The organism is uncultured Roseibium sp. (genome assembly GCF_947494555.1).
Taxonomy (GTDB): domain Bacteria; phylum Pseudomonadota; class Alphaproteobacteria; order Rhizobiales; family Stappiaceae; genus Roseibium.
Map to the genome: position 1 here is coordinate 232,825 of NZ_CANLVF010000001.1, position 21,171 is coordinate 253,995.

A 21,171-nucleotide genomic window follows, 5' to 3' on the forward strand; every position below is an offset into this window, starting at 1 on the left:
CAGTGCAAAGCCTGCCCGGAAGCCGGATCGCGGTATTGCGCTGCACAAAAATCCATCATCTGCCTCAGACCTTAGCCAAGAAATCGTGCAATGCGAGGGATGATTAATTTCTGACCAGCAAGCTAACCGCCTCGAAAACCGGAGAAAAGCGCGTTTCGAACAAGTTGGCACGCTTCGTGCTTTGATAATCGCAGGGCCAACGATGGCCTAAATCATATCGCGTCCATTGATGGGCGCTCTGGCAAAGCCGCCGTTCTGATCTGTCTCCTCTCCTCCCATGAGCAGATCAAAACGGCGGCTTTTTTACTTGGAGTTCAGCGTTCGCAAGAAGGGCGCGAAAGACAAGAGGGAACAGGACGTGAAAAACGGAAACAGATTTCAGATGACCCGCCGGCTTGCATTGGGTGCCCTCATGGCCGCCACCGCGATTGTGCCGGCATCGGGTGCGTTTGCCGAAATGCTGGATGTCGAGAAGGACGAGCTGACATTCGGTTTTATCAAGCTGACCGACATGGCGCCGCTCGCGGTTGCCTACGAGCTTGGCTATTTTGAAGAAGAAGGCCTGTTCGTAACCCTGGAGCCGCAGGCGAACTGGAAAGTGCTTCTCGACCGCGTCATCACCGGCGAGTTGGACGGAGCGCACATGCTGGCCGGGCAGCCTCTTGCAGCGACCATTGGTTTCGGTACCAAAGCGCACATCGTGACGCCGTTTTCCATGGACCTGAACGGCAACGGCATCACTGTTTCCAATGAAATCTGGGAAATGATGAAGCCGCATATCGAAATGCAGGATGACGGCAAGCCGGTGCACCCGATCAAGGCGTCCGCGCTGAAGCCGGTTGTCGACCAGTTCATCGATGAGGGCAAGCCGTTCAACATGGGCATGGTCTTCCCGGTTTCGACGCACAACTATGAACTGCGCTACTGGCTTGCATCCGGCGACATCCATCCTGGTTTTTACTCTGAAACCGACATTTCGGGTCAGATCCAGGGAGAGGCACTGCTTTCCGTGACACCGCCACCGCAAATGCCGGCAACGCTCGAAGCCGGAACGATCTACGGCTACTGCGTTGGTGAGCCATGGAACCAGCAGGCTGTTTTCAAGGGCATTGGTGTTCCGGTTATCACCGACTACGAAATCTGGAAGAACAATCCGGAAAAGGTTTTCGGACTGACAAAGGAATTCACCGAAGAATATCCGAACACGACGCTTGCGATTACCAAGGCGCTTATCCGGGCGGCCAAATGGCTCGACGAAAATGACAACGCCAACAGAATGGAAGCCGTCGAGATTCTCGCTCGATCCGAATATGTCGGCGCGGATGCGGAAGTCATCGCGAACTCAATGACCGGCACGTTCGAGTATGAGAAGGGCGACAAGCGCGAGGTTCCGGACTTCAACGTGTTCTACCGTTACTACGCGACTTATCCCTACTATTCAGACGCGGTCTGGTACCTGACCCAGATGCGCCGCTGGGGCCAGATTACAGAGCACAAGCCGGACAGCTGGTACGACGAGGTCGCTAAGTCAGTCTATCTCCCGGAAACCTATCTGAAAGCCGCACGCATGCTGGTTGAAGAGGGTCACGTGGCTGAGGAAGACTTCCCCTGGGACTCGGACGGATACCGTGCTCCGACACCGGCGGCCGACATCATTGACGGCATTCCCTATGACGGCAAGCAACCGAACGCCTACATCGACAGCCTCCCGATTGGCCTGAAGGGCAAGCAGATCGTGGACGGCAACGAAGTGGTCGGTGGCTGATCACACCTTCCCGGGAGGGGCGGTTTCATCCCGCCTCTCCTTCTTTATGGACACCTGAAAAATAAATTTAGGGACGCACCCCATGGCCAATGCCGACACTGCCGGGTCTCCGGATCTTGCCCGGGCTGCCCGGAAAGAAAAACTCTTCACCTGGATCAACAAGGCCGGCGGCTGGCTCGATGCGCTCGGATTTTCCTGGCTTGTGCCGCTGATGAAAATGGCAGCGGGCGATAGTCCGAGAGAGCAGTTGGGGGAACTGAAACGGGTCTTGCTGATCCCGCTGCTGGGCATCGCCGCATTTCTTGTTCTCTGGGGAACCCTGGCGCCGCAGGTTCAGACCTCGCTTGGAGCGGTTCCAGGTCCGGCACAGGTCTGGAGCCAGACAATCAATCTTTGGGAAGATCATGTTCGTGAGCGCGAGAAGGCAGCTGCGTTTTACGAACGCCAGGAAACCCGTAACGCGAAATTGGAAGCGGAAGGCAAGACCGACCGTGTCAAATGGCGCAATTACACCGGCAAGCCGACCTATATCGACCAGATCGGTACCTCGCTGAAGACCGTCGGGCTCGGATTTCTGATCGCAACCATCATCGCGGTTCCGCTTGGCATTGCGTCCGGCCTTTCAAGGTCCTTCAACGGCGCAATCAATCCGCTTATTCAGATCTTCAAGCCGGTGTCACCGCTTGCCTGGCTGCCGATCGTGACCATGATCGTATCGGCGACTTATGCAAATCCTTATGACTGGCTGTCCAAGTCTCTGCTGATTTCCGCCGTCACGGTGACGCTGTGCTCCATGTGGCCGACGCTGATCAACACTGCGCTCGGTGTCGCATCGGTGGACAAGGATCTGATGAATGTCGGCCGCGTTCTGCAGCTCCCGACCTGGAAGACCATCACCAAGCTGGTGCTGCCGTCCTCGCTTCCGCTGATCTTCACAGGGCTGCGTCTGTCCCTGGGTGTGGGCTGGATGGTGCTGATTGCCGCAGAGATGCTGGCCCAGAACCCGGGCCTTGGAAAATTCGTCTGGGACGAGTTCCAGAACGGGTCCTCGCAGTCGCTCGCCAAGATCATGGTGGCTGTGCTGACCATCGGGCTCATCGGCTTCATGCTCGACCGTCTGATGTTCGCCCTGCAACGTGCGTTCACCTTCAGCGCCAACCGATAAGGAGACTGGTATGTCCTTTCTGGAAATCTCCGGCGTCTCCAAATCCTACGGCGAAGGCGCCGGGCGCACGGACGTGCTGGAAGACATCAACCTCAAGGTGGAAGAGGGCGAGTTCATTGCCATTGTCGGGTTTTCCGGCACGGGCAAGACGACGCTGATCTCGCTGCTGGCAGGTCTGATCGAAGCCGACACGGGCGGCATCATCTTCAAGGGCAAGGAAATCGACGGACCCAGCCCGGACCGGGGCGTCGTTTTTCAATCCTATTCACTGATGCCGTGGCTGTCCGTCACCGGAAACGTTTCCCTTGCTGTCGACACCGTCTTCAAGAAAAAGTCGGCAAAGGAGCGCAAGGCCATCTGCGACAAATACATCGAGATGGTTGGCCTTGCTCATGCGAAGGACCGCAAGCCTGCGGAACTTTCCGGCGGGATGCGCCAGCGGGTGGCGGTTGCCAGAGCGCTTGCCATGCAGCCGGAAGTGCTGCTGCTCGACGAGCCGTTGTCGGCACTGGACGCTTTGACCCGGGCGAAACTTCAGGATGAGTTCGCCGCGATCTGCGAGCAGGAGAAGAAAACGATCGTCCTGATCACCAACGACGTGGACGAAGCCATTCTACTGGCGGACAGGATCGTTCCCTTGAAACCGGGCGCGAAGGCAACGCTCGGACCGGAATTTGCCGTTCCGTTCAAGCGGCCGCGCGACCGGGGTGAACTCAACCACAATGACGATTTCATCAAGCTCAGGGCCGACATTACCGAATACCTGATGGAGGTCGGTGCGGAGCGGGGTGCGGATCTGGAGCGTGACATCGTCCTGCCGAACATCGTGCCGATCACGCAGCGGCTCAAGCCGGACGACAAACTGCCGGCTGCCTACGAACGCGCGGCGGAAAGCGTCAAGGACGACCGGTTCCTGGAGTTCTCGCAACTCAAGAAAGTCTATCCGACACCCAAGGGTCCTCTGACTGTCGTCGACGGCTTCGAGCTCAAAATGAAGAAGGGTGAGTTCATCACGCTGATCGGTCACTCGGGTTGCGGAAAGTCGACCGTTCTTTCGATGGTGGCAGGCCTCAATCCGATTACCGAGGGCGCGATTGTTCTGGATGGAACCCATGTCACCCAGGCGGGACCGGACCGTGCGGTTGTGTTTCAGGCTCCGAGCCTGATGCCCTGGCTGACGGCCTATGAGAACGTCGAGCTCGGGGTCGACAAGGTCTATCCGGACGCTTCCAAAGCCGAAAAGCGGGATGTGATCGAGTATTACCTCTCGAAAGTCGGCCTGGCAGACGCGATGCAGAAGGCCGCGGTGGATTTGTCCAATGGCATGAAACAGCGTGTCGGCATCGCGCGGGCGTTTGCGTTGTCGCCGAAGCTGCTGCTTCTGGACGAACCGTTCGGAATGCTGGACAGCCTGACCCGTTGGGAGCTTCAGGACGTTCTGATGGATGTCTGGAAGCGGACACAAGTTACGGCAGTCTGCGTAACCCACGATGTCGACGAGGCAATCTTGCTGGCGGACCGCGTCGTCATGATGTCGAACGGGCCAAATGCCCGGATCGGCAACATCATGGAAGTGGACCTGCCGCGGCCGCGTTCGCGCAAGGAACTGCTCGCTCACCCGGATTATTACGCTTACCGCGAGGAGCTTCTGGACTTCCTGGAGGCCTATGAAGGTGGCGCCGATCCGAGCGAAGAACAGCTCAAGTCCATCCAGGAAAAACGTGCTGCGCGCATGGCCCGCCAAAAGGCGGCCGTTGAAGCAGCCGAGTGAGCACAGGAGACATAAGAACAATGACGCCAGATCAGATCCAGCTCATACAGGCCTCTTTTCAAAAAGTCGCTCCGATTTCGGACAAAGCTGCCGAACTCTTCTATGGCAGGCTGTTTCAAATTGCTCCCGAGACAAAGCCGCTTTTCAAATCCAACATTGAGGACCAGGGCCGCAAGCTGATGACCACATTGGGGCTCGTCGTGAACGGGCTTTCCAATTTCGAAACCATTTTGCCGGCGGCAAAGACACTTGCGGTCAAGCATGTGGAATACGGTGTTGAGCCCGCTCACTATCCGCCCGTCGGTGCTGCGCTGATCTGGACCCTGGAACAGGGGCTCGGAGACGCATTCGACGAAGCAACGCGAACCGCCTGGAGTGCTGCTTACGCGGCGCTGTCGAGTGTGATGATCGAGGCTGCCTATTCAAGCGCGGAGGCGGCGGAGTAGACCGATGGAAAAGAAAAAACTTGTCATCGTCGGTAACGGCATGGCGCCGGGTCGGATGCTCGAATATCTGTTCGAGAAAGACAGCGACGCCTATGACGTGACCATCTTCAATGCGGAACCCAGGGTGAATTACAATCGCCTCATGTTGTCGCCTGTACTGTCGGGTGAGAAGGCATACGAGGACATCATCACCCACGGAGACGACTGGTATGGCGCACACGGTGTTACGCTGCACAAGTCCGCGAAGGTTGCGCAGATTGACCGGAACGAAAAGACGGTAACCGCCGAAAACGGGCTCAAGGCTTCTTACGACAAACTGGTCATCGCCACTGGCTCCAATCCGTTCATCATTCCCCTGCCGGGCAAAGACCTGGACGGTGTGCTTACCTACCGGGATCTGGATGATGTTGAAAAGATGCTCGACGCTGCGAAAAGCGGTGGCCGGGTCGTTGTCATTGGCGGCGGACTTCTTGGGCTTGAGGCCGCTGCAGGTCTGAAGATGCAGGGCATGGACGTCACCGTCCTGCACCTGATGCCGACCTTGATGGAGCGTCAGCTGGATCCTGCCGCTGGTTTCCTTCTGGAAGAAGAATTCAAGCGGCGCGGGATTGATGTACGTACCAAGGCGAACAGCCATGAGATCCTTGGCGACGGCTCCGGCAAGGTGAAAGGCATCAAGCTGGATGACGGCACCGAGATAGAGGCCAGCATCGTCGTTATGGCGGTCGGGATCCGCCCTTCTTTCGATCTTGCGAAATCCGCATCGCTTGATGTGGGGCGCGGTGTTCAGGTCGGCGACGACATGCGCACCAGTGATCCCGACATTTTTGCGCTCGGTGAGTGCGTGGAACATCGCGGCATGTGCTACGGCCTTGTCGCGCCGCTTTATGAGATGGCGGAAGTCATTGCCGACAATCTGTTGGGTGGTGCGTCCGAATATACCGGTTCGGTGACGGCCACCAAGCTCAAGGTGACGGGTGTAGATCTTTATTCCGCCGGTGACTTTGCAGAAGGTGACGACCGTGAGGAAATCGTTCTGCGCGATGCATCAGCTGGTGTTTATAAGCGACTGGTCCTGAAGGACAACCGCATCATCGGGGCGGTTCTTTACGGCGAGACTGCCGACGGGCCCTGGTTTTTCGATCTCTTGAAAAAACAATCAGACGTTTCCGAAATGCGGGAAACCCTGATCTTCGGCCAGGCGTATCAGGGGGGCGCCCCCCTGGACCCTACGGCGGCCGTTGCAGCCTTGCCGGATGATGCGGAAATCTGCGGCTGCAACGGCGTTTGTAAAGGAAAGATCGTTGGGGCGATCACCCACCAGGGACTGACATCGCTCGACGACGTCCGGGCGCACACCAAGGCATCTGCGTCCTGTGGAACATGCACCGGCCTCGTCGAGCAATTGATGCAGGTGACACTTGGCGATGCCTACAACCCGGCTGCGGTGACGCCCATGTGCGGCTGCACCCATCTCGGTCACAGCGAGGTGCGCCGGCTGATCAAGTCCAAACGACTGAAAACCATTCCGCAGGTGATGCAGGAACTGGAATGGACGTCCTCCGGCGGGTGCGCAAAGTGCCGTCCGGCGCTCAACTACTACCTCGTCAGCGACTGGCCGGATGAATATGCCGACGACTACCAGTCCCGGTTCATCAATGAGCGCGTCCACGCCAACATCCAGAAGGACGGAACTTATTCGGTTGTTCCGCGCATGTGGGGCGGCATGACGTCCTCTACGGAACTGCGGGCGATCGCCGATGTCGTCGACAAGTTCAACATCCCGGCGGTGAAGTGCACCGGCGGTCAGCGCATCGACATGCTTGGTATCAAGAAGGAAGACCTGCCGGAGGTGTGGGCGGATCTTGGAAAGGCAGGATTTGTTTCAGGGCAAGCCTACGCCAAGGGTCTGCGGACCGTCAAAACCTGCGTCGGATCGGACTGGTGCCGGTTTGGAACCCAGGATTCGACCGGGCTCGGCATCAAGATCGAGAAGTTCATGTGGGGCTCCTGGACACCGGCCAAGCTGAAGCTGGCCGTTTCCGGCTGTCCGCGCAACTGCGCCGAAGCGACCTGCAAGGATATCGGGGTCATATGTGTCGACAGTGGTTATGAGATCCATTTTGCCGGCGCTGCCGGTCTCGACATCAAGGGAACCGAAGTCCTTGGTCTGGTGAAAACCGAAGACGAAGCGCTCGAACATATCGTGGCACTGACGCAGATGTACCGGGAGCAGGGCCACTATCTGGAGCGGATCTACAAGTGGGCCAAGCGCATCGGTTATGACGAGATCCGCAGCCAGATCATGGACGATGCGGAGAAGCGCAAGGCCTATTACGACCGCTTCGTGTTCAGCCAGAAATTCGCGCAGATCGACCCCTGGTCGGAGCGTGTCTCCGGCAAGGACAAGCATGAATTCAAACCGATGGCGGTTCTGCAAGCGGAGGCGGCCGAATGAACGCGGAAACACGAAGCTGGGTGGCGATCGGAGACCTCGCCGACATCCCGCGAGAAGGTGCACGGGTCGTGAAGACCGATCGTGGCTGCATCGCGGTTTTTCGGACGGTGGACGACGAGGTCTTCGCGCTCGATGACCGCTGCCCCCACAAAGGCGGGCCGCTCAGCCAGGGGATCGTTCACGGATCTTCCGTCACCTGTCCCTTGCACAACTGGGTTTTCGATCTGGCGACCGGTCTCGCGCGCGGCGCTGACGAGGGTTCGGTTCCGGTAACGGCTGCACGGGTCGAAAACGGCAAGGTGTTGCTTGCCGCCGACGATCTTGCCCGCCGGGCCGGATGAACGGAAGACCGATACATGCTTGGCATCGAAAACATAAAACGGCCGGGTCTGGAGAGGAAAGAAAAAGGAGGGCAGGCGTGACCGCTTCAAAAAACACAAAAACGGTCAAGACAACCTGTCCCTATTGCGGTGTTGGCTGCGGGGTTCTTGCGACCCGGCAGCCGGACGGGTCGGTCGACATCAAGGGCGACCCGGATCACCCGGCAAATTTCGGAAGACTGTGCTCGAAAGGCTCCGCTCTTGGTGAAACCCTGTCGCTGGAGGACAGGCTGCTTCATCCGGAAATTAACGGCAAGCAGACAGACTGGGCATCCGCTCTTGATCTGGTGGCCGAAAAATTCTCCAGCGCTGTCAGGAATTTCGGCCCTAACAGTGTCGCATTTTATGTGTCCGGACAGATCCTCACCGAGGACTATTACGTCGCCAACAAGCTGATGAAGGGCTTTATCGGGTCGGCGAATATCGACACCAACTCCCGGCTCTGCATGGCCTCGTCCGTCGCCGGGCACCGGCGTGCGTTCGGCAGTGACACGGTCCCTGGAACTTACGAAGACCTGGAAAGCTGCGACCTGCTGGTGCTTGTCGGATCCAATCTTGCCTGGTGTCATCCGGTTCTGTTCCAGCGCGTCGAGGCTGCAAAGGCGGACAATCCGAATATGCGCGTCGTGGTCGTCGATCCGCGCGAAACCGCAACATGCGCCATTGCCGACCTGCATTTGGCGCTCAATCCGGATACGGATGTTTCTCTTTTCAACGGTTTGTTGGCGTTTCTGGCAGAATGCGACACGCTCGACCATGCCTACATAGACAGCAACACCAAGGGGTTCGAGGCGGCGATTGAATCCGCTGGTCCGTGCGAGATCAATAGGATCTCGGAGGAGACCGGGCTGTCTCCGCGCGACATTGCGACGTTTTACACGATGGTGGCCCGGACACCGAAAACGGTGACCGTCTATTCGCAGGGCGTCAACCAATCGGTCTGCGGAACGGACAAGGTCAACGCGATTATCAACACGCATCTGGCTACCGGCAGGATCGGCAGACCCGGCATGGGGCCATTTTCAGCGACCGGACAGCCCAATGCCATGGGCGGACGTGAAGTGGGTGGTCTCGCCAATATGCTGGCGGCCCATATGGCGCTTGAAAATCCCGATCACCGTGCACTGGTGAAGTCCTTCTGGCAGAGCCCAGTCATTGCCGAGCAGCAGGGCCTGAAGGCCGTCGATATGTTTCAGGCTGTGCGCGACGGCAGCGTGAAAGCAATCTGGATCATGTCCACCAACCCGGTCGACAGCCTGCCGGATGCAGACGGCGTGGCCGCGGCTCTTGAAGCCTGCCCCTTTGTCGTTGTGTCCGATGTCACGCGTGCGGCCGACACCGTTGCCTATGCGGACGTGCTGTTGCCAGCCGCCGCCTGGGGCGAAAAAGACGGGACGGTGACCAATTCGGAGCGCAGGATCTCGCGGCAAAAACGGTTCCTGGACCTGCCGGGCAACGTGACGCCGGACTGGTGGCAGCTCGCCGAGGTCGCTCGGCGGATGGGATTTGAAGACGCATTCGACTATGACGGTCCGGACGCCATTTTCCGGGAACATGCGGCGCTTTCCGGCTTTGAAAATGAAGGGCGGCGAGACTTCGATATCGGTGCACTTGCAGACATCTCGTCCGATGCGTTCGACGAGCTTGAACCGGTGCAATGGCCGCAACGAAAGGGCGGGTCTCGGAAAGACACACGCTTTTTTGCCAAAGGCGGCTTCTTCACGGCGGACCGCAAGGCGTCTTTCATACCTGTGGCGCAAAAACCACCGCGCAGGACCGGCCGTAAGTATCCGTTCGTTCTCAACACCGGCCGTGTGCGCGATCAGTGGCATACGCTGACACGCACGGGTAAAGCGCCGCGCCTGTCGTCGCACATTGCCGAACCATTTGTCGAAATTCATCCTGACGATGCAGCGTCAGCCGGGCTGGGGGCAGCCGACCTGGTCGAGGTGAAGAGCCCGTACGGCTCCGTGATCGTGCGCGCTCAGGTGACGGAACGGATACGGCCGGGGTCGGTGTTCGTGCCCATGCACTGGACAGACCAGATGTCGTCGAAAGGCCGTGTTGACGCCGTCGTTGCGCCAGAGGTGGACCCGGTTTCCGGTCAGCCCGGATCGAAATTTACACCTGTTTCCGTGCGCAAGCTCGATTTCGGTTGGTACGGCTTCGCAGTGGTGCGGGAAAAGCCGGCGTTGCCTCGGGCCGGGTACTGGACGATTGCCTCCACCAGGGGCGGGTGGCGCGTGGAAATGGCCGGAGATGCGCGAACTGATCTCGTTGGCATGGCCCGTGGATTTTTCGGCGAAAATGCAGAATTGTTGCAGTTCGAGGACGCACATAGCGGATTGCAGCGGATTGCCGGCTGGCAGGGTGAAACATTCGCGGGTGTTGTCTTTTGTGCGCATGAACCCGTTTCAGTGTCCAGGCAATGGGCCTGCGGACTGCTGGAAACGCCGACTGTTCCGGCCCACCAGCGTTTCAGTGTCCTCGCCGGTCGCCCACCAGCCGATATGCCGGACAAGGGGGCCATTGTGTGTTCCTGCTTCCAGGTTGGCAGCGCTGAAATCGTCGCTGCCGCCAAGGACGGTGCAGCGACCGTAAAAGCGATAGGGGCCTGCCTGAAGGCCGGGACAAACTGCGGATCGTGCCGGTCTGAAATCCAGACGCTTCTCGATGCCAGGCTCAAGGAGACTTGTGATGAAGCCGATATCGCCCAAGCCGGTTGATCCTGTCCGCAAGCGGCGTCCAGCGCGGGTGGAAGCGCTGGCCAGCCTGCCTCTGTTCTTTCCGTTGAAAGGGCGAAAAGTCGTTTTGGCGGGGGGCACCGATGCAGCGGCCTGGAAAGCGGAGCTTCTGACAGCGGCGGGTGCACATGTGCATGTGTTTGCGGAGAAGCTTGACGAGACGTTTTCCGCACTTCTTTCTACCGGAAGCGTCAGCGGTCGTTTCACGCATCATCAACGGCCTTGGGCCCCCCGCGATTTCGACCATGCCGCCGTCGCGATTGCCGATGCAGTAAGCGATGGTGAAGCGCAAGCGTTTTACTGCGCCGCCCGCGGTGCAGGAATTCCGGTGAACGTCATCGACAAACCGGCCTTCTGCGATTTTCAGTTCGGATCCATTGTCAATCGGTCGCCCGTCGTGATCGGTATCTCGACAGATGGCGCCGCGCCCATTCTGGGGCAGGCCATCCGGCGCCGTATCGAAACGCTCTTGCCTGCGTCGCTGCAAGATTGGGCGGTGCTTGCCCGAAAGGTGCGGGCGAAGGTCCTGTCGCAACTGACAGCAGGCGCGGAGCGGCGCCGGTTCTGGGAGCGCTTCACGGACCTCGCCTTTTCTGGACGCGAGACGGGGGAGATGGCGGAAAGTGGTGCGCTTGAGCCACTGTTTCGGGAAGCCAGCCAGGTCTCAGCAGGGCGCGTGACGATTGTCGGTGCAGGGCCGGGGGACGCTGAACACCTGACGTTGAAAGCCATGCGAACGCTTCAATCGGCGGACGTGATCCTGTTCGATGACCGTGTCGACGATACGGTGCTCGAGCTTGCCCGGCGTGAAGCCAAACGGATGCTTGTCGGCAGAAACGGCGATGGGTACGAAACCGAGGACACAATCGGTGACCGGATGGTCAGGCTTGCCAGACAAGGCAAGCACGTCGTGCATCTGAAATCAGGCGATCTGTCGTCGTCCGGAGAGGTAGAGACTGATCTGCAGCGACTGCGGGAGGCAGGCATCCCGACGAGCGTGGTGCCGGGTGTTGCGATTGCGCCCTATAGTGCCTCACAGCGCGACGGCGGACTGCGCTTTGATGACGTGGCGGTCGGCTGATCGGTCCTCCTCACGGACTTTGGGTCCATGTGCTATTTCAGTCTGCAAACCTGAGCGCACCGAAAGCTGGAATTGAAACTTCCAGTGCGAGCGGATTGATACCGGCGACGAGCCCGAGGAAGTTGATTTCAAGACCAACGCCTGTGCCAACCACAATTCCGAAATATCCGCCGAGAGTGGCAAAGAGATCACCGTTGCTGCGCTGCCCGATCCATCGACCATCGGCCGGAAAATCGCGGCCGACGCCGGTTGTCGGTGTCGCGGCGGCAAGAGCCGGCACCTTCTCTAAGACATTGGCAACGAAGGTGTTCGAATTCGGGCCCGGCCAGATCGTGTAGTCGCCGCGCTCTCGCCAGCGGTAGGCGGCGATGGCCTCTTCGACAAGCGGAAGCAATTCTGCGGCTTGCCTGCCGGTCAGATGATAGTTGATCTCTGGTTTGTTGGAGTACCAGTGGCCATCCGCATCATAAGCGTTTTTCCGCACCGGCGTGCCCCAGCCAACGACATCGTACCGGTCGTAGGTGTTTGCCCCGACCGGTTTCAGAACGATCCAGGAGTGTGTTGCGAACGCGCCTTTCAGCCCGCCAGTGCGTGCCGTCAGAACATAGATCTCTGCTTCATCGACCGGAGGTTTTGGCGGAAGAACGCCGGCGCTTGCCCATGTCGCATACCGCCACCCTTGCGGCCTCTCCATCATGCTCCAGACACCAAGATGAACGAGCGCAGGCAGGATGAAAACCAGCAACAAAAAAAGGACAAGTCGTAAAGCGAAGCGAAAAACAAGCTTCAAGAGCAACACCCTGAACCAATTGATTGCCTAAGCACGAGACTGTGCAATAGCTTCGATCCGAAATCCATAAACGTCAACTTGAGCAGCAATCACAACGATTTTAACGCGCAAGACGGGTTCTGTTTAACCGGCCCAACACTGAGGTTCTTATCTGGCGAAATTGTGAATGCGCCGCCGTGTTTTCGATAGCGAGGTGCTTTGGTGAAAGATCAGGAGTTCTGGTGTGTGTGCCGGTCACGCGGGCCCACTTCCGAAGCACCGCCAAAGTCGTGCACGTCAGATTGTCCACAGCCGCTTCGGTTAATCGCGGTCGCCCTTCAAGTCACGAAATCCATCCAGGATGTTCTCTTGCGAGGGTCAGCTTTTTCGAACCTAATGTCCTGATCGCGGCCTGCGGGAAAAACGGATCGGTGAAAGAGCTCCCAGATCACGGTTCTGCGGCACGCCCAAAACAATATCGGCGGCCACTTCGCCAGATTTCGGTGCCATCATCAGCCCGTAGTGCGAATGACCGAAATTGGCCACGAGCCCGTCGAGATCCGGCCAGCAGCCTAGGGCCGGCAGACTGTCCGGGAACGAAGGACGCCGGCCCATCCAGAATTGAGGCTTGCCGGTATTGAGGTCTGGGAACATGGATTGCGCAATGCTCTCCAGTTGCGGTTTCTTGCGTGCGTCGGGGGCCGCATCGACGGGCGCGAACTCGGCGAGGCCTGCCAGACGCATTCCGTTTTCCATGCTGCTTGCAACAACCTTGCGGTCCACATCCATGATCGAATGCGTGAGAGTGATCCCGGGGTCTGGAAATTCGACATGGTATCCGCGCTCGGCCATCAGCGGCATCCTGATGCCAAGTGGTTCAAGCAACCCGGGGCTCCAGGCTCCCAAAGACAGAACAACAGACGAAGCCGAAAATTGCTCTTTGCCACAATCGACGGACCATCCATCTTGCGTCTTGTGCAACGAGGTGATGTCACGCATCAGGATTTCGCCGCCCAGGTCCTTGACCTTGGCGGCCAGAATTTGTCCGATCCGGCCAGGGGATACCGCCCGCGCCTGGCCCCGGATGAGGACGGCCGCCTTGAAGTCTTTGCTCAACGCGGGTTCCAGCCGTCTCAGCTCGCTCTGGTCCGCCAGGACAACATCCGCCCCTTTCTCACGCCGGATTCGGTAGTCTATTGAGTCAAGGTTGGCTTTGCCGGCGTCTCTGAAGGCGTGAACATAGAAACTGTCGCTAACCAGGTGCTCACCACCTGTGCCTTCCAGATGCCTGCGGTAAAGGTCGATCGACGGCGCACACAGGAACTCCATCGTATCTGCTGCCTCTTCGACAATCTCCGGACGGCCGCGTTTCAAAAACTCCAGACCCCAGGGGATCATCTTGAAGAATGTTTTTGGTCTGATGGTCAGCGCGGGATTACGCGACAGCATCAATTGGGGGATCTGGCGCCAGACACCCGGCAAGGACTGGGGAATGATCGACCAAGGCGATATGATCCCCGCATTGCCAAAGGAAGCCTCCTGACCCGGTTCGCCCCGGTCAATCAGCCTGACCCGGGCGCCGCGTTCCAGAAGCGACAGCGCTGTACAGATTCCGATAATTCCGGCGCCAAGAACCGTTACGTCTTTCGTCATGATGTCATGCCGCGGCCGTCTGGCGACGCCTTGCAACGGCCTGGCTGATGACGGCAGGAGCTGCGATCAGCAACGCGATCAGATCTCCTTGCAGGGACGGGGCGATGAAGATGATGCCGGCGATTGCCATCAGCCACCTGTAAACGGCACCCATTGGCGCAAGCCAGTAGCCAACGACGGCTGCCGACAAGGCTATGACGCCTGCAATGCAGCTCGCCGCTGTGTAACTGAATTCGATGAAGTCAAAGCCAGTGGACGATACGAACAGGAGAACCGGGGCGTAGACAAACGCCATCGGTGCCACCACCTTGCCGAGGCCGAGCGTGAAGGCGGATATGCCGGTCCGGAACGGATTTGAGTTTGCGATCGCTGCCGCCGCATAGGCGGAGGTACAGACCGGAGGGGTGATCTCGGCCACAACCCCATAGTAGAGCACGAACATGTGGCTTGCGATCGGCGGAATACCGAGTTGGGCAAGCGCCGGCTGCGCGACCGACACCAGCATGATGTAAAGGGCTGTGGTCGGTACACCCGCACCCATCAAAATGCAGGCCAGGGCGATGAAGACCAGACTGATGAACAGGGTCAGATCCTGAACCGAAAACAGCTCATAGCTTCCGAAAGTGAATAGCCAGGCAAGATCATTGCCGAGATTTGACGCAGCTTGCGTGACCATGAAACCGATGCGGAATCCGACGCCTGTCGTGTTGATGACGCCGATCACGATCCCGACTGCTGCAGCGGCCGCACCGACTGCGAGTGCATATTTCACTCCCGTTTCGAACGTATCGGCCATTTCACTGATGGATATTCTGCGTTGCGGATTGAGTGTTGCAACGATTGAGCCGCCCACCAGGAGCGCTGTTATCGGCAGTTCGAAGCCGCCGCCGACAAATTTCCAGACGACAAAGGCGATGAATGCGGCAGCGTAGACAAGGGTGACCGGTTCACGCAGCCGCGACATGCCCGCGATGATCGAGAGAGAGATGCCGCAAAAGGCCGACATATAGGGCGTATAGCCGGAGAACAGGACGCTCAGCAGGCCGATGAGGGGAACAATGTTCGCCCAACCCTCGCGCCACACGTTTCCAAGCTTGGGCAGGGCATCGCGGGCCAGACCCTTCAGGCCCAGTTTTCGAGCCATGAGATGAACGACGGTGAAAACGCCGACATAGTGCAGGAGTGCCGGAAAAATGGCCGCGATGACGATCGTCGTGTAGGGCACTTCGAGAAATTCAGCCATGATGAAGGCTGCCGCCCCCATGATCGGCGGCGTGATCTGGCCGCCGGCCGATGCGGCGGCTTCCACGCCTCCGGCAAAATGGCCCGGATATCCGAGGCGCTTCATGTTGGGAATTGTAAGCGCGCCGGTTGAAACGGTGTTGGCAACGGACGAGCCGGAAATGGTGCCGAAAAAAGCAGACGATACGACGGAGACCTTCGCCGGTCCCCCGGTGTAGCGGCCAGCAAGGATTGTCGCATTGTCGATGAAAAGCTGTCCGAGACCCGTTCGCTGCGCGATCACTCCGAAGAGCACGAAGTGGAAGACGATGGTCGAGACGACCCAGAGCGTGACGCCGAATATGCCTTCCTGGGGGAAGTACATTGAGGAAATAAACGTCTTAATCTTCACCCCCGGATGCTGAAGGATGCCCGGAAAATAGGGCCCGAACAACGCGTAGGATATGAAAAGACAAATGATGAGCGGCAGTATCCAGCCAAGCGTCCTGCGCGCAATGTCGAGAACGAGAACAATCAGGATGCCGCCGAAGAGCAGATCGTAGCCGTTGGGATTTCCCATTCGGAAGGTTTGTTCTTCGATGCCAAGAGCCGGGATCCCGTGCCAGGCAAATCCGAGGTAAAGCGCTGACATGACGCCCAGTATCATCAGTACGACATCAAGATAAGGCACGCCGCCGAGCCGCAGAGCACCGGTGTTCAGGTCAAAGGCTGTGTCCGTTTTACGGTGCGGATAAAGCGCATAAATCAGGATGAAGAGCCCAGAAAGGTGGATGCCCATGTGCCAGTAGTCCGGCGGCAAGCCGAAACCTGCGGTCAGGTAGTGGTAGATGGCGAAGGCCAGTGCAACGACTCTCAGGAATGATGAAAATCCAGGAGCCACCTTTCGAACGGCCGCGCCTTCATCGAATTTCTTCTCGATGTCGGCCAGTTCTTCTTCGCTGAGCTCGCGCACGGGTTCGGTCTGCGGATTGCTCATGACAGCCTCCGGAAATGGGATCTGGGAAGGGGCGGCGAGGGGAAACGCTCACCACCCCTTGGTGCACAGAGGAGGGACCGTGCTATTTCAGGAAACCGGCTTCCTTGTAGAATTTCTCCGCACCTGGATGAAGCGGCACGCCAAGTGCCAGGACCCCGTCAAGCGCGGTGTCGGGCGTGATCTGCTTGCCCTTCGCATGACCGTTGTCGAGAAGCTTGCGCGTATTGTCGTTCCACATGGCTTTCGTAATGCCGTAGACCAGCTCTTCGGAAAGGTCAGAGGAGACGATCAGGAGAGCCGACACGGCGGGGGTTTTCACTTCGTAGTCGATACCCTCGTACACTCCGGCTGGAATTTTGGAGGGAATGTAAGCGGGGATGATCTCATTGATCTTTGCAAGATCGTCTTCGGTGAAACTGTGCAGTTCCATGCCCTTTGTCGTTGCCAGCTGCACCATCGCGGATACCGGCCAGCCTGCCGCATAGAAGTAAGCGTCGAGCTGACCGTCTGCCAGACGCTCGGCGGACTGGCTGTTGTTCAGTTCCGCTTCACTCATATTGTCCCGGTTGACACCCCAGGCATCGAGCATTTGCAGAACGGCAACCTGCGTCCCTGATCCTGCCTGGGCAATGCCTACCCGCTTTTCCTTGAGATCCGCAAGACCCTCGATGGACGCACCCTTGGGCAGGACCAGGTGAAGATCTTCCGGAAAGAGATTTGCCACGATCCGCAGCTTTTCATGTGGTTTTCCGTCGAACTTGCCTTCGCCCAGATACATCGAGCGGGTCACGTCCGCAGCTGCAAGGCCGGCTTCCAGTTCGCCGTTCTGCACCGCCGTATTGTTGAAGACAGAAGCGGTTGTCGATTGTGCAATGGCGATCAGGCCGGGAACGCCGCACTGCCCGCCTTCATCGCAAGGGCGCGAGCCAGGCGGTGACGAGATGCCGTTTGCGATCGTTCCACCGATCGGAAAGTAGGTGCCGCCCGCACTGCCGGTGCCGATGCGGAAGAAGGTCGGATCCTGCGCCAGCGCTGAGCCGGCGAAAAGCGTCGCGAGCGCAACGGCGCTCCCAAATCTCACAAGTTTGTTCATCTGAATTCCCCTCGGTTGGGCTCGGCTTGCGTGGCCAAGACCGGTTTTGATCTTCAAACAATACGGGGCGGTTCAATTAATACAAATTTGAAGTTCTTTAGTTTTTCAAAGTTTTGCTTATAGTTTAGTTATGAATATCAGCCAGATTTCCGCATTCCGCGCGGTCATGACGTCGTCGTCGATTTCCGAGGCAGCCCGCAAGCTTGGGCGGACGCAACCGGCCGTCAGCCTCGCAATACGTTCCCTGGAAGAGTCTCTCGGCCTCGCGCTGTTTGAACGAAAGGGGCGCCAGATGGTACCCGTGCCGGAGGCGCACTATCTCCATGCGGAATCTGAGGAGATACTTGACCGGCTTTCCAGTGTTACGCGCACGATGCGCAGTCTTGCAGGCGGCAACACCGGAGACTTGAACGTGACCGCAATGCCGGGGCCTGCAGCTTTTATCTTCCCCAGGTTCGTCGCCTCGGTCATTGATGACCTTGAGAAGGTGAACCTGTCGATCACGTCGCGCAGCTCGCAGCAGATCGAGGAACTCGCGCGCTCGCAGAGCATAGATTTCGGCTTTTGCGACGCACCGGCCAGAATCAAGCAAAGCGCACAATACGAAATCGAGATCATCAGTGCGGGGTGCTTTGTCGCAATGCCGTCGACCCATGACCTGCCGGAACTTGAACCTTTCTCGATCCGGGCCCTGGATGGTGTTCCAATGGGTGGTCTGCAGCCCTCGCACACGCACGAAAAACGCTCGGTGTCGCTGTTCGCCGAGCATGGCCTGCACTATCGGAAAGTGGTCGAAAGCCAGACCTTCATGCCACTTTTGCAGTTCGTGCGGACGGGAAAATGCCTTGCGCTTGTCGACCCGCTCAGCGTGGTGAATGAACTGGAGCTCATGAGCACCGGCGGTGAGGTTGTCTTCCGCCGCCTGGATTGCGATCTGAGATACGACTACGCCATTCTGTCACCGGTGCACCGGCCCCTGTCTCAGATTGCACACAAGGTGCGCTCGAAGTGGCGGACTTCGCTGTTCAACCTGCTCGACCAGGCGGGTGCGGAGCCGCGCTGGGAGCCACGCTCCGCGTTACCGCCCGGTTCCGGCGCGTGACAGCATAACGTCGCGCGGCACTACGGAGCTGCGCCGGCGACGCTGACCGTCTAGGCGGCCCGCAGTGTTTTCAGGAATTTGCTCAGTTCGCTCTGAAGTATATCGGCCTGCGTCGTGAGCTCGCCGACGACATTGACGACATGCCCGGCCGCATCGCTGGACTGTTGTGCAGCCGAGTTCACATCGATGATGTTTTCCGAAACATCGCGTGTGCCGGAGGCAGTCTGCTGGATGTTCTGGGCAATGTGGTGCGTCGCCGTGTTCTGTTCGCCGACCGAGGCGGAAACGGCCGTCGTCATGTCGCTGATCCGGGACATGGCCGCAACGACGGTTTCGATTTCGCCAACGGTCTGGTGCGTTGATTCCTGCATTGAGCTGATTTGCTGACGGATTTCCTCAGTTGCCTTCGCGGTCTGCGAAGCCAGCTCCTTCACCTCCGAGGCCACGACCGCGAAGCCGCGGCCGGATTCGCCGGCGCGAGCCGCTTCGATCGTCGCGTTGAGGGCAAGCAGATTGGTTTGCTCGGCAATATCGTTGATCAGATCCACGACGTCGCCGATCTTCTGAGCGCCTTCGGCAAGTCCCTGCACAGTTGCGTTGGTGGAGATCGCCTGCTGTTCACCATTCGATGCGACGGATTTGGCGTCCTCAACCTGCCTGGATATTTCCTGGATCGACTGGGACAACTGTTCGGCTGCCGAGGCAACGGTCTGGGCGGTGACGGTGGCCTCTTCGGACGCGCTGGCGACGGTCGTGGCCTTGGAGCGCGTCTGGGCGGAGGACTCGGACATGGTCTTTGCCGTCACGGTCATTTCGTGGGTCGCGTTGGAAACGTGCTCGACAACGCCCATCACGCTCGATTCCAGATCGTCCGCCATTCGAAGGGTGGCCGCGCGTTTTTCCTCCTCGATGCGCCGTTCGCTTTCCGCCTGTTCCGTCCGCAATGCTTCTGTTTCAACTGCATTGTCGCGGAACACCTCGACGGCGGACGCCATCTCGCCGACCTCGTCCTTCTTGCCGAGGGCCGGAATGTGGATGTCCAGCTTGCCGCTCGCCAACGACTGCATGGCGTGGGTCATGTTCACGATCGGATGCACGACCGTGTTGCGGACAATCAGCATGAGCACGGCGGACACGACGATCAAAAGGATAACCGCCGTCGAAATGGCGATTTGCGCATTCGCGACCGTGATGGCGCTGGCCTCGTCCGCGCCATCGCTGATCGCATCGGCCGCGGAAGCGACCTTTTCCAGGGCGCTTGCAACGGCGTCGGCGTCGGTTTCCAGTTCTTCCGTCGCCATGTCGGCTTCGGCTTCCATTTTCAGCATGTCCAGATGCGTGTCGAAAAGCTGTTCATCCATCGCTGCAGTGGAGAACCAGGTTTCGAAGGCTGCCTGAAGACGGGCGGCATCGTCAGCATCTTCCTGGGACTCGGCAAGGTTGGCCAGAATGTCCAGAAACGGCCTGGCCTTTTGCGAGAGTGTCTGGAACTCGCCGAAGGGAATGTCGAGCTTTCCGGCATCTTCCAGCGCGAGATATTCGCCGGCGGTGTCCTGCATCTCGATGATGATACGCTGCAGCTTCAACGCAGCCTCGACAACGGGATAGTCCTTTTCAAACAACTCCTTCAGGATGGCATTCACTTCAGCGCTTGTTGCGGCTCCCGATGTCGCCAGCCTGTCGCCGTCCGCCTGGGCCCTGGCCATTTCCGCTTCGTTTTCGAGCGCGAATTCATCCAGCATCTGGATCAGCTGGGCACCGCTGTCGTCAAAGGCGGCGAGCAGCCGGTCGGCGGCGGCTTCCTCGTTCAGCTCTTCGGTATGCGCGTGGATCATCTCATTGGTGTGCCTGATGAATTCCTGATGTTCGCGCCGCGCTTCTTCAATATGCGCCAGCAGGGCTTCGTCATGAACCAGCGCCTCAAGCTCGCTCATATAGGTGTAGAACATCTGTGACTTTTCGGCGAACTCTGCCGCGAGTTGCTCGACATCGGAGAGCTCCTCGTCGGCAATGATCTCTTCGGCGATCTTGTTGGTTTCCCAGATATTGGCGATCATGTCGTCCGCGGTCTCAACCGACGGCGCGGTGATATCGGTGATCTGGTTCAGCGTGCGCTCGACGGATGCGAGGTAGGAGAGCCCCGTTGCGCCGATGCCGACCCCGAGCAAGACAATCAGGCCGAGACCGACAACGAGCCGCCCGGAAATGCCCCGGAACATCGATCTGGGCTGCATTCCAGCGCTGGCCGCTGCGGGCCGTCTGTCTTGGGTGCGGGGGTCTTGCGAGGGTGTGTTGGCGTGCATTCTGCTGTCCTTGCGCGCTGATACCGGGTGAGGACAAGGATGGCGGGGGCTTGCAAAAAACCACTGAACGCAGGGCGCACGGTAACTATGGGTGATATTCAAGGAGGGCAGCGTTAACCCTGTGTTTACCCTAGTTTGAGCATCCAGGAGTTGCGTACTACTACCGATGCCGCATTTTTTGGTTGCACTCTCGGCCATAAGCGCCATCATCTGAAAATGCGCT

Annotated in this window: 14 protein-coding genes; 9 read left to right on the forward strand and 5 right to left on the reverse strand. The window is 58.7% G+C overall.

The window, feature by feature from the left end; all coding sequences use genetic code 11:
* Window positions 1-382 precede the first annotated feature (382 nt).
* From Q0915_RS01015 to Q0915_RS01050, 8 genes are all read left to right on the forward strand, one after another.
* Window positions 383-1,765, forward strand: coding sequence for a CmpA/NrtA family ABC transporter substrate-binding protein (locus Q0915_RS01015; RefSeq protein WP_299472535.1), 1,383 nt, complete (start codon window positions 383-385; stop codon window positions 1,763-1,765).
* An 82-nt stretch (window positions 1,766-1,847) separates the two neighbouring features.
* Complete coding sequence (locus tag Q0915_RS01020; protein ID WP_299472536.1) at window positions 1,848-2,930, forward strand: ABC transporter permease; 1,083 nt, start codon at window positions 1,848-1,850, stop codon at window positions 2,928-2,930.
* Window positions 2,931-2,940: 10 nt separating this feature from the next.
* Window positions 2,941-4,701, forward strand: coding sequence for a nitrate ABC transporter ATP-binding protein (locus Q0915_RS01025; protein ID WP_299472537.1), 1,761 nt, complete (start codon window positions 2,941-2,943; stop codon window positions 4,699-4,701).
* Window positions 4,702-4,721: 20 nt separating this feature from the next.
* The gene (locus tag Q0915_RS01030) at window positions 4,722-5,147 is read left to right on the forward strand and encodes a globin family protein (RefSeq protein ID WP_299472538.1); all 426 of its coding nucleotides are present in this window, start codon (window positions 4,722-4,724) and stop codon (window positions 5,145-5,147) included.
* 4 nt (window positions 5,148-5,151) lie between these two features.
* Window positions 5,152-7,605, forward strand: coding sequence for a nitrite reductase large subunit NirB (nirB, locus tag Q0915_RS01035; RefSeq protein ID WP_299472539.1), 2,454 nt, complete (start codon window positions 5,152-5,154; stop codon window positions 7,603-7,605).
* Entirely contained in the window at window positions 7,602-7,946 is a 345-nt protein-coding gene (nirD, locus tag Q0915_RS01040; protein WP_299472540.1) for a nitrite reductase small subunit NirD, read from the forward strand. The genes nirB and nirD overlap by 4 nt, the downstream gene beginning before the upstream one ends.
* A 77-nt stretch (window positions 7,947-8,023) precedes the next feature.
* Window positions 8,024-10,711, forward strand: a complete 2,688-nt coding sequence (locus tag Q0915_RS01045) for a nitrate reductase (protein WP_299472541.1) — start codon at window positions 8,024-8,026, stop codon at window positions 10,709-10,711.
* The gene (locus Q0915_RS01050) at window positions 10,683-11,810 is read left to right on the forward strand and encodes an SAM-dependent methyltransferase (protein WP_366525208.1); all 1,128 of its coding nucleotides are present in this window, start codon (window positions 10,683-10,685) and stop codon (window positions 11,808-11,810) included. Before Q0915_RS01045 ends, Q0915_RS01050 begins: the two co-directional genes overlap by 29 nt.
* Window positions 11,811-11,847: 37 nt before the next feature.
* On the opposite strand, the gene Q0915_RS01055 is transcribed toward Q0915_RS01050, so the two are convergent.
* The 4 genes from Q0915_RS01055 to Q0915_RS01070 form a co-directional block, all read right to left on the reverse strand.
* Complete coding sequence (locus Q0915_RS01055; protein WP_299472542.1) at window positions 11,848-12,600, reverse strand: DUF3750 domain-containing protein; 753 nt, start codon at window positions 12,598-12,600, stop codon at window positions 11,848-11,850.
* Window positions 12,601-12,972: 372 nt separating this feature from the next.
* Entirely contained in the window at window positions 12,973-14,232 is a 1,260-nt protein-coding gene (locus Q0915_RS01060) for an FAD-binding oxidoreductase (protein WP_299472543.1), read from the reverse strand.
* Window positions 14,233-14,236: 4 nt separating this feature from the next.
* A complete protein-coding gene (locus tag Q0915_RS01065; protein WP_299472544.1) occupies window positions 14,237-16,450 on the reverse strand; it encodes a TRAP transporter fused permease subunit in 2,214 nt (737 codons plus the stop codon).
* A gap of 82 nt (window positions 16,451-16,532) precedes the next feature.
* Entirely contained in the window at window positions 16,533-17,543 is a 1,011-nt protein-coding gene (locus Q0915_RS01070) for a TAXI family TRAP transporter solute-binding subunit (protein ID WP_299472545.1), read from the reverse strand.
* A gap of 130 nt (window positions 17,544-17,673) precedes the next feature.
* On the opposite strand from Q0915_RS01070, the gene Q0915_RS01075 reads away from it, so the two are divergent.
* Window positions 17,674-18,645 carry a LysR family transcriptional regulator gene (locus Q0915_RS01075; RefSeq protein WP_299472546.1) on the forward strand — a complete coding sequence of 324 codons (972 nt, stop codon included), beginning with the start codon at window positions 17,674-17,676 and terminating at the stop codon, window positions 18,643-18,645.
* 50 nt (window positions 18,646-18,695) lie between these two features.
* On the opposite strand, the gene Q0915_RS01080 is transcribed toward Q0915_RS01075, so the two are convergent.
* Window positions 18,696-20,948, reverse strand: a complete 2,253-nt coding sequence (locus tag Q0915_RS01080; RefSeq protein WP_299472547.1) for a methyl-accepting chemotaxis protein — start codon at window positions 20,946-20,948, stop codon at window positions 18,696-18,698.
* Between the last annotated feature and the right edge of the window lie 223 nt (window positions 20,949-21,171).

Coding starts and splice junctions, on each gene's coding strand:
- Q0915_RS01015 (WP_299472535.1), top strand. CDS start 383: ATGACCCGCCGGCTTGCATTGGGTGCCCTCATGGCCGCCACCGCGATT.
- Q0915_RS01020 (WP_299472536.1), top strand. CDS start 1,848: ATGGCCAATGCCGACACTGCCGGGTCTCCGGATCTTGCCCGGGCTGCC.
- Q0915_RS01025 (WP_299472537.1), top strand. CDS start 2,941: ATGTCCTTTCTGGAAATCTCCGGCGTCTCCAAATCCTACGGCGAAGGC.
- Q0915_RS01030 (WP_299472538.1), top strand. CDS start 4,722: ATGACGCCAGATCAGATCCAGCTCATACAGGCCTCTTTTCAAAAAGTC.
- nirB (WP_299472539.1), top strand. CDS start 5,152: ATGGAAAAGAAAAAACTTGTCATCGTCGGTAACGGCATGGCGCCGGGT.
- nirD (WP_299472540.1), top strand. CDS start 7,602: ATGAACGCGGAAACACGAAGCTGGGTGGCGATCGGAGACCTCGCCGAC.
- Q0915_RS01050 (WP_366525208.1), top strand. CDS start 10,683: ATGAAGCCGATATCGCCCAAGCCGGTTGATCCTGTCCGCAAGCGGCGT.
- Q0915_RS01060 (WP_299472543.1), bottom strand. CDS start 14,232: ATGACGAAAGACGTAACGGTTCTTGGCGCCGGAATTATCGGAATCTGT.
- Q0915_RS01065 (WP_299472544.1), bottom strand. CDS start 16,450: ATGAGCAATCCGCAGACCGAACCCGTGCGCGAGCTCAGCGAAGAAGAA.
- Q0915_RS01070 (WP_299472545.1), bottom strand. CDS start 17,543: ATGAACAAACTTGTGAGATTTGGGAGCGCCGTTGCGCTCGCGACGCTT.
- Q0915_RS01075 (WP_299472546.1), top strand. CDS start 17,674: ATGAATATCAGCCAGATTTCCGCATTCCGCGCGGTCATGACGTCGTCG.
- Q0915_RS01080 (WP_299472547.1), bottom strand. CDS start 20,948: ATGCACGCCAACACACCCTCGCAAGACCCCCGCACCCAAGACAGACGG.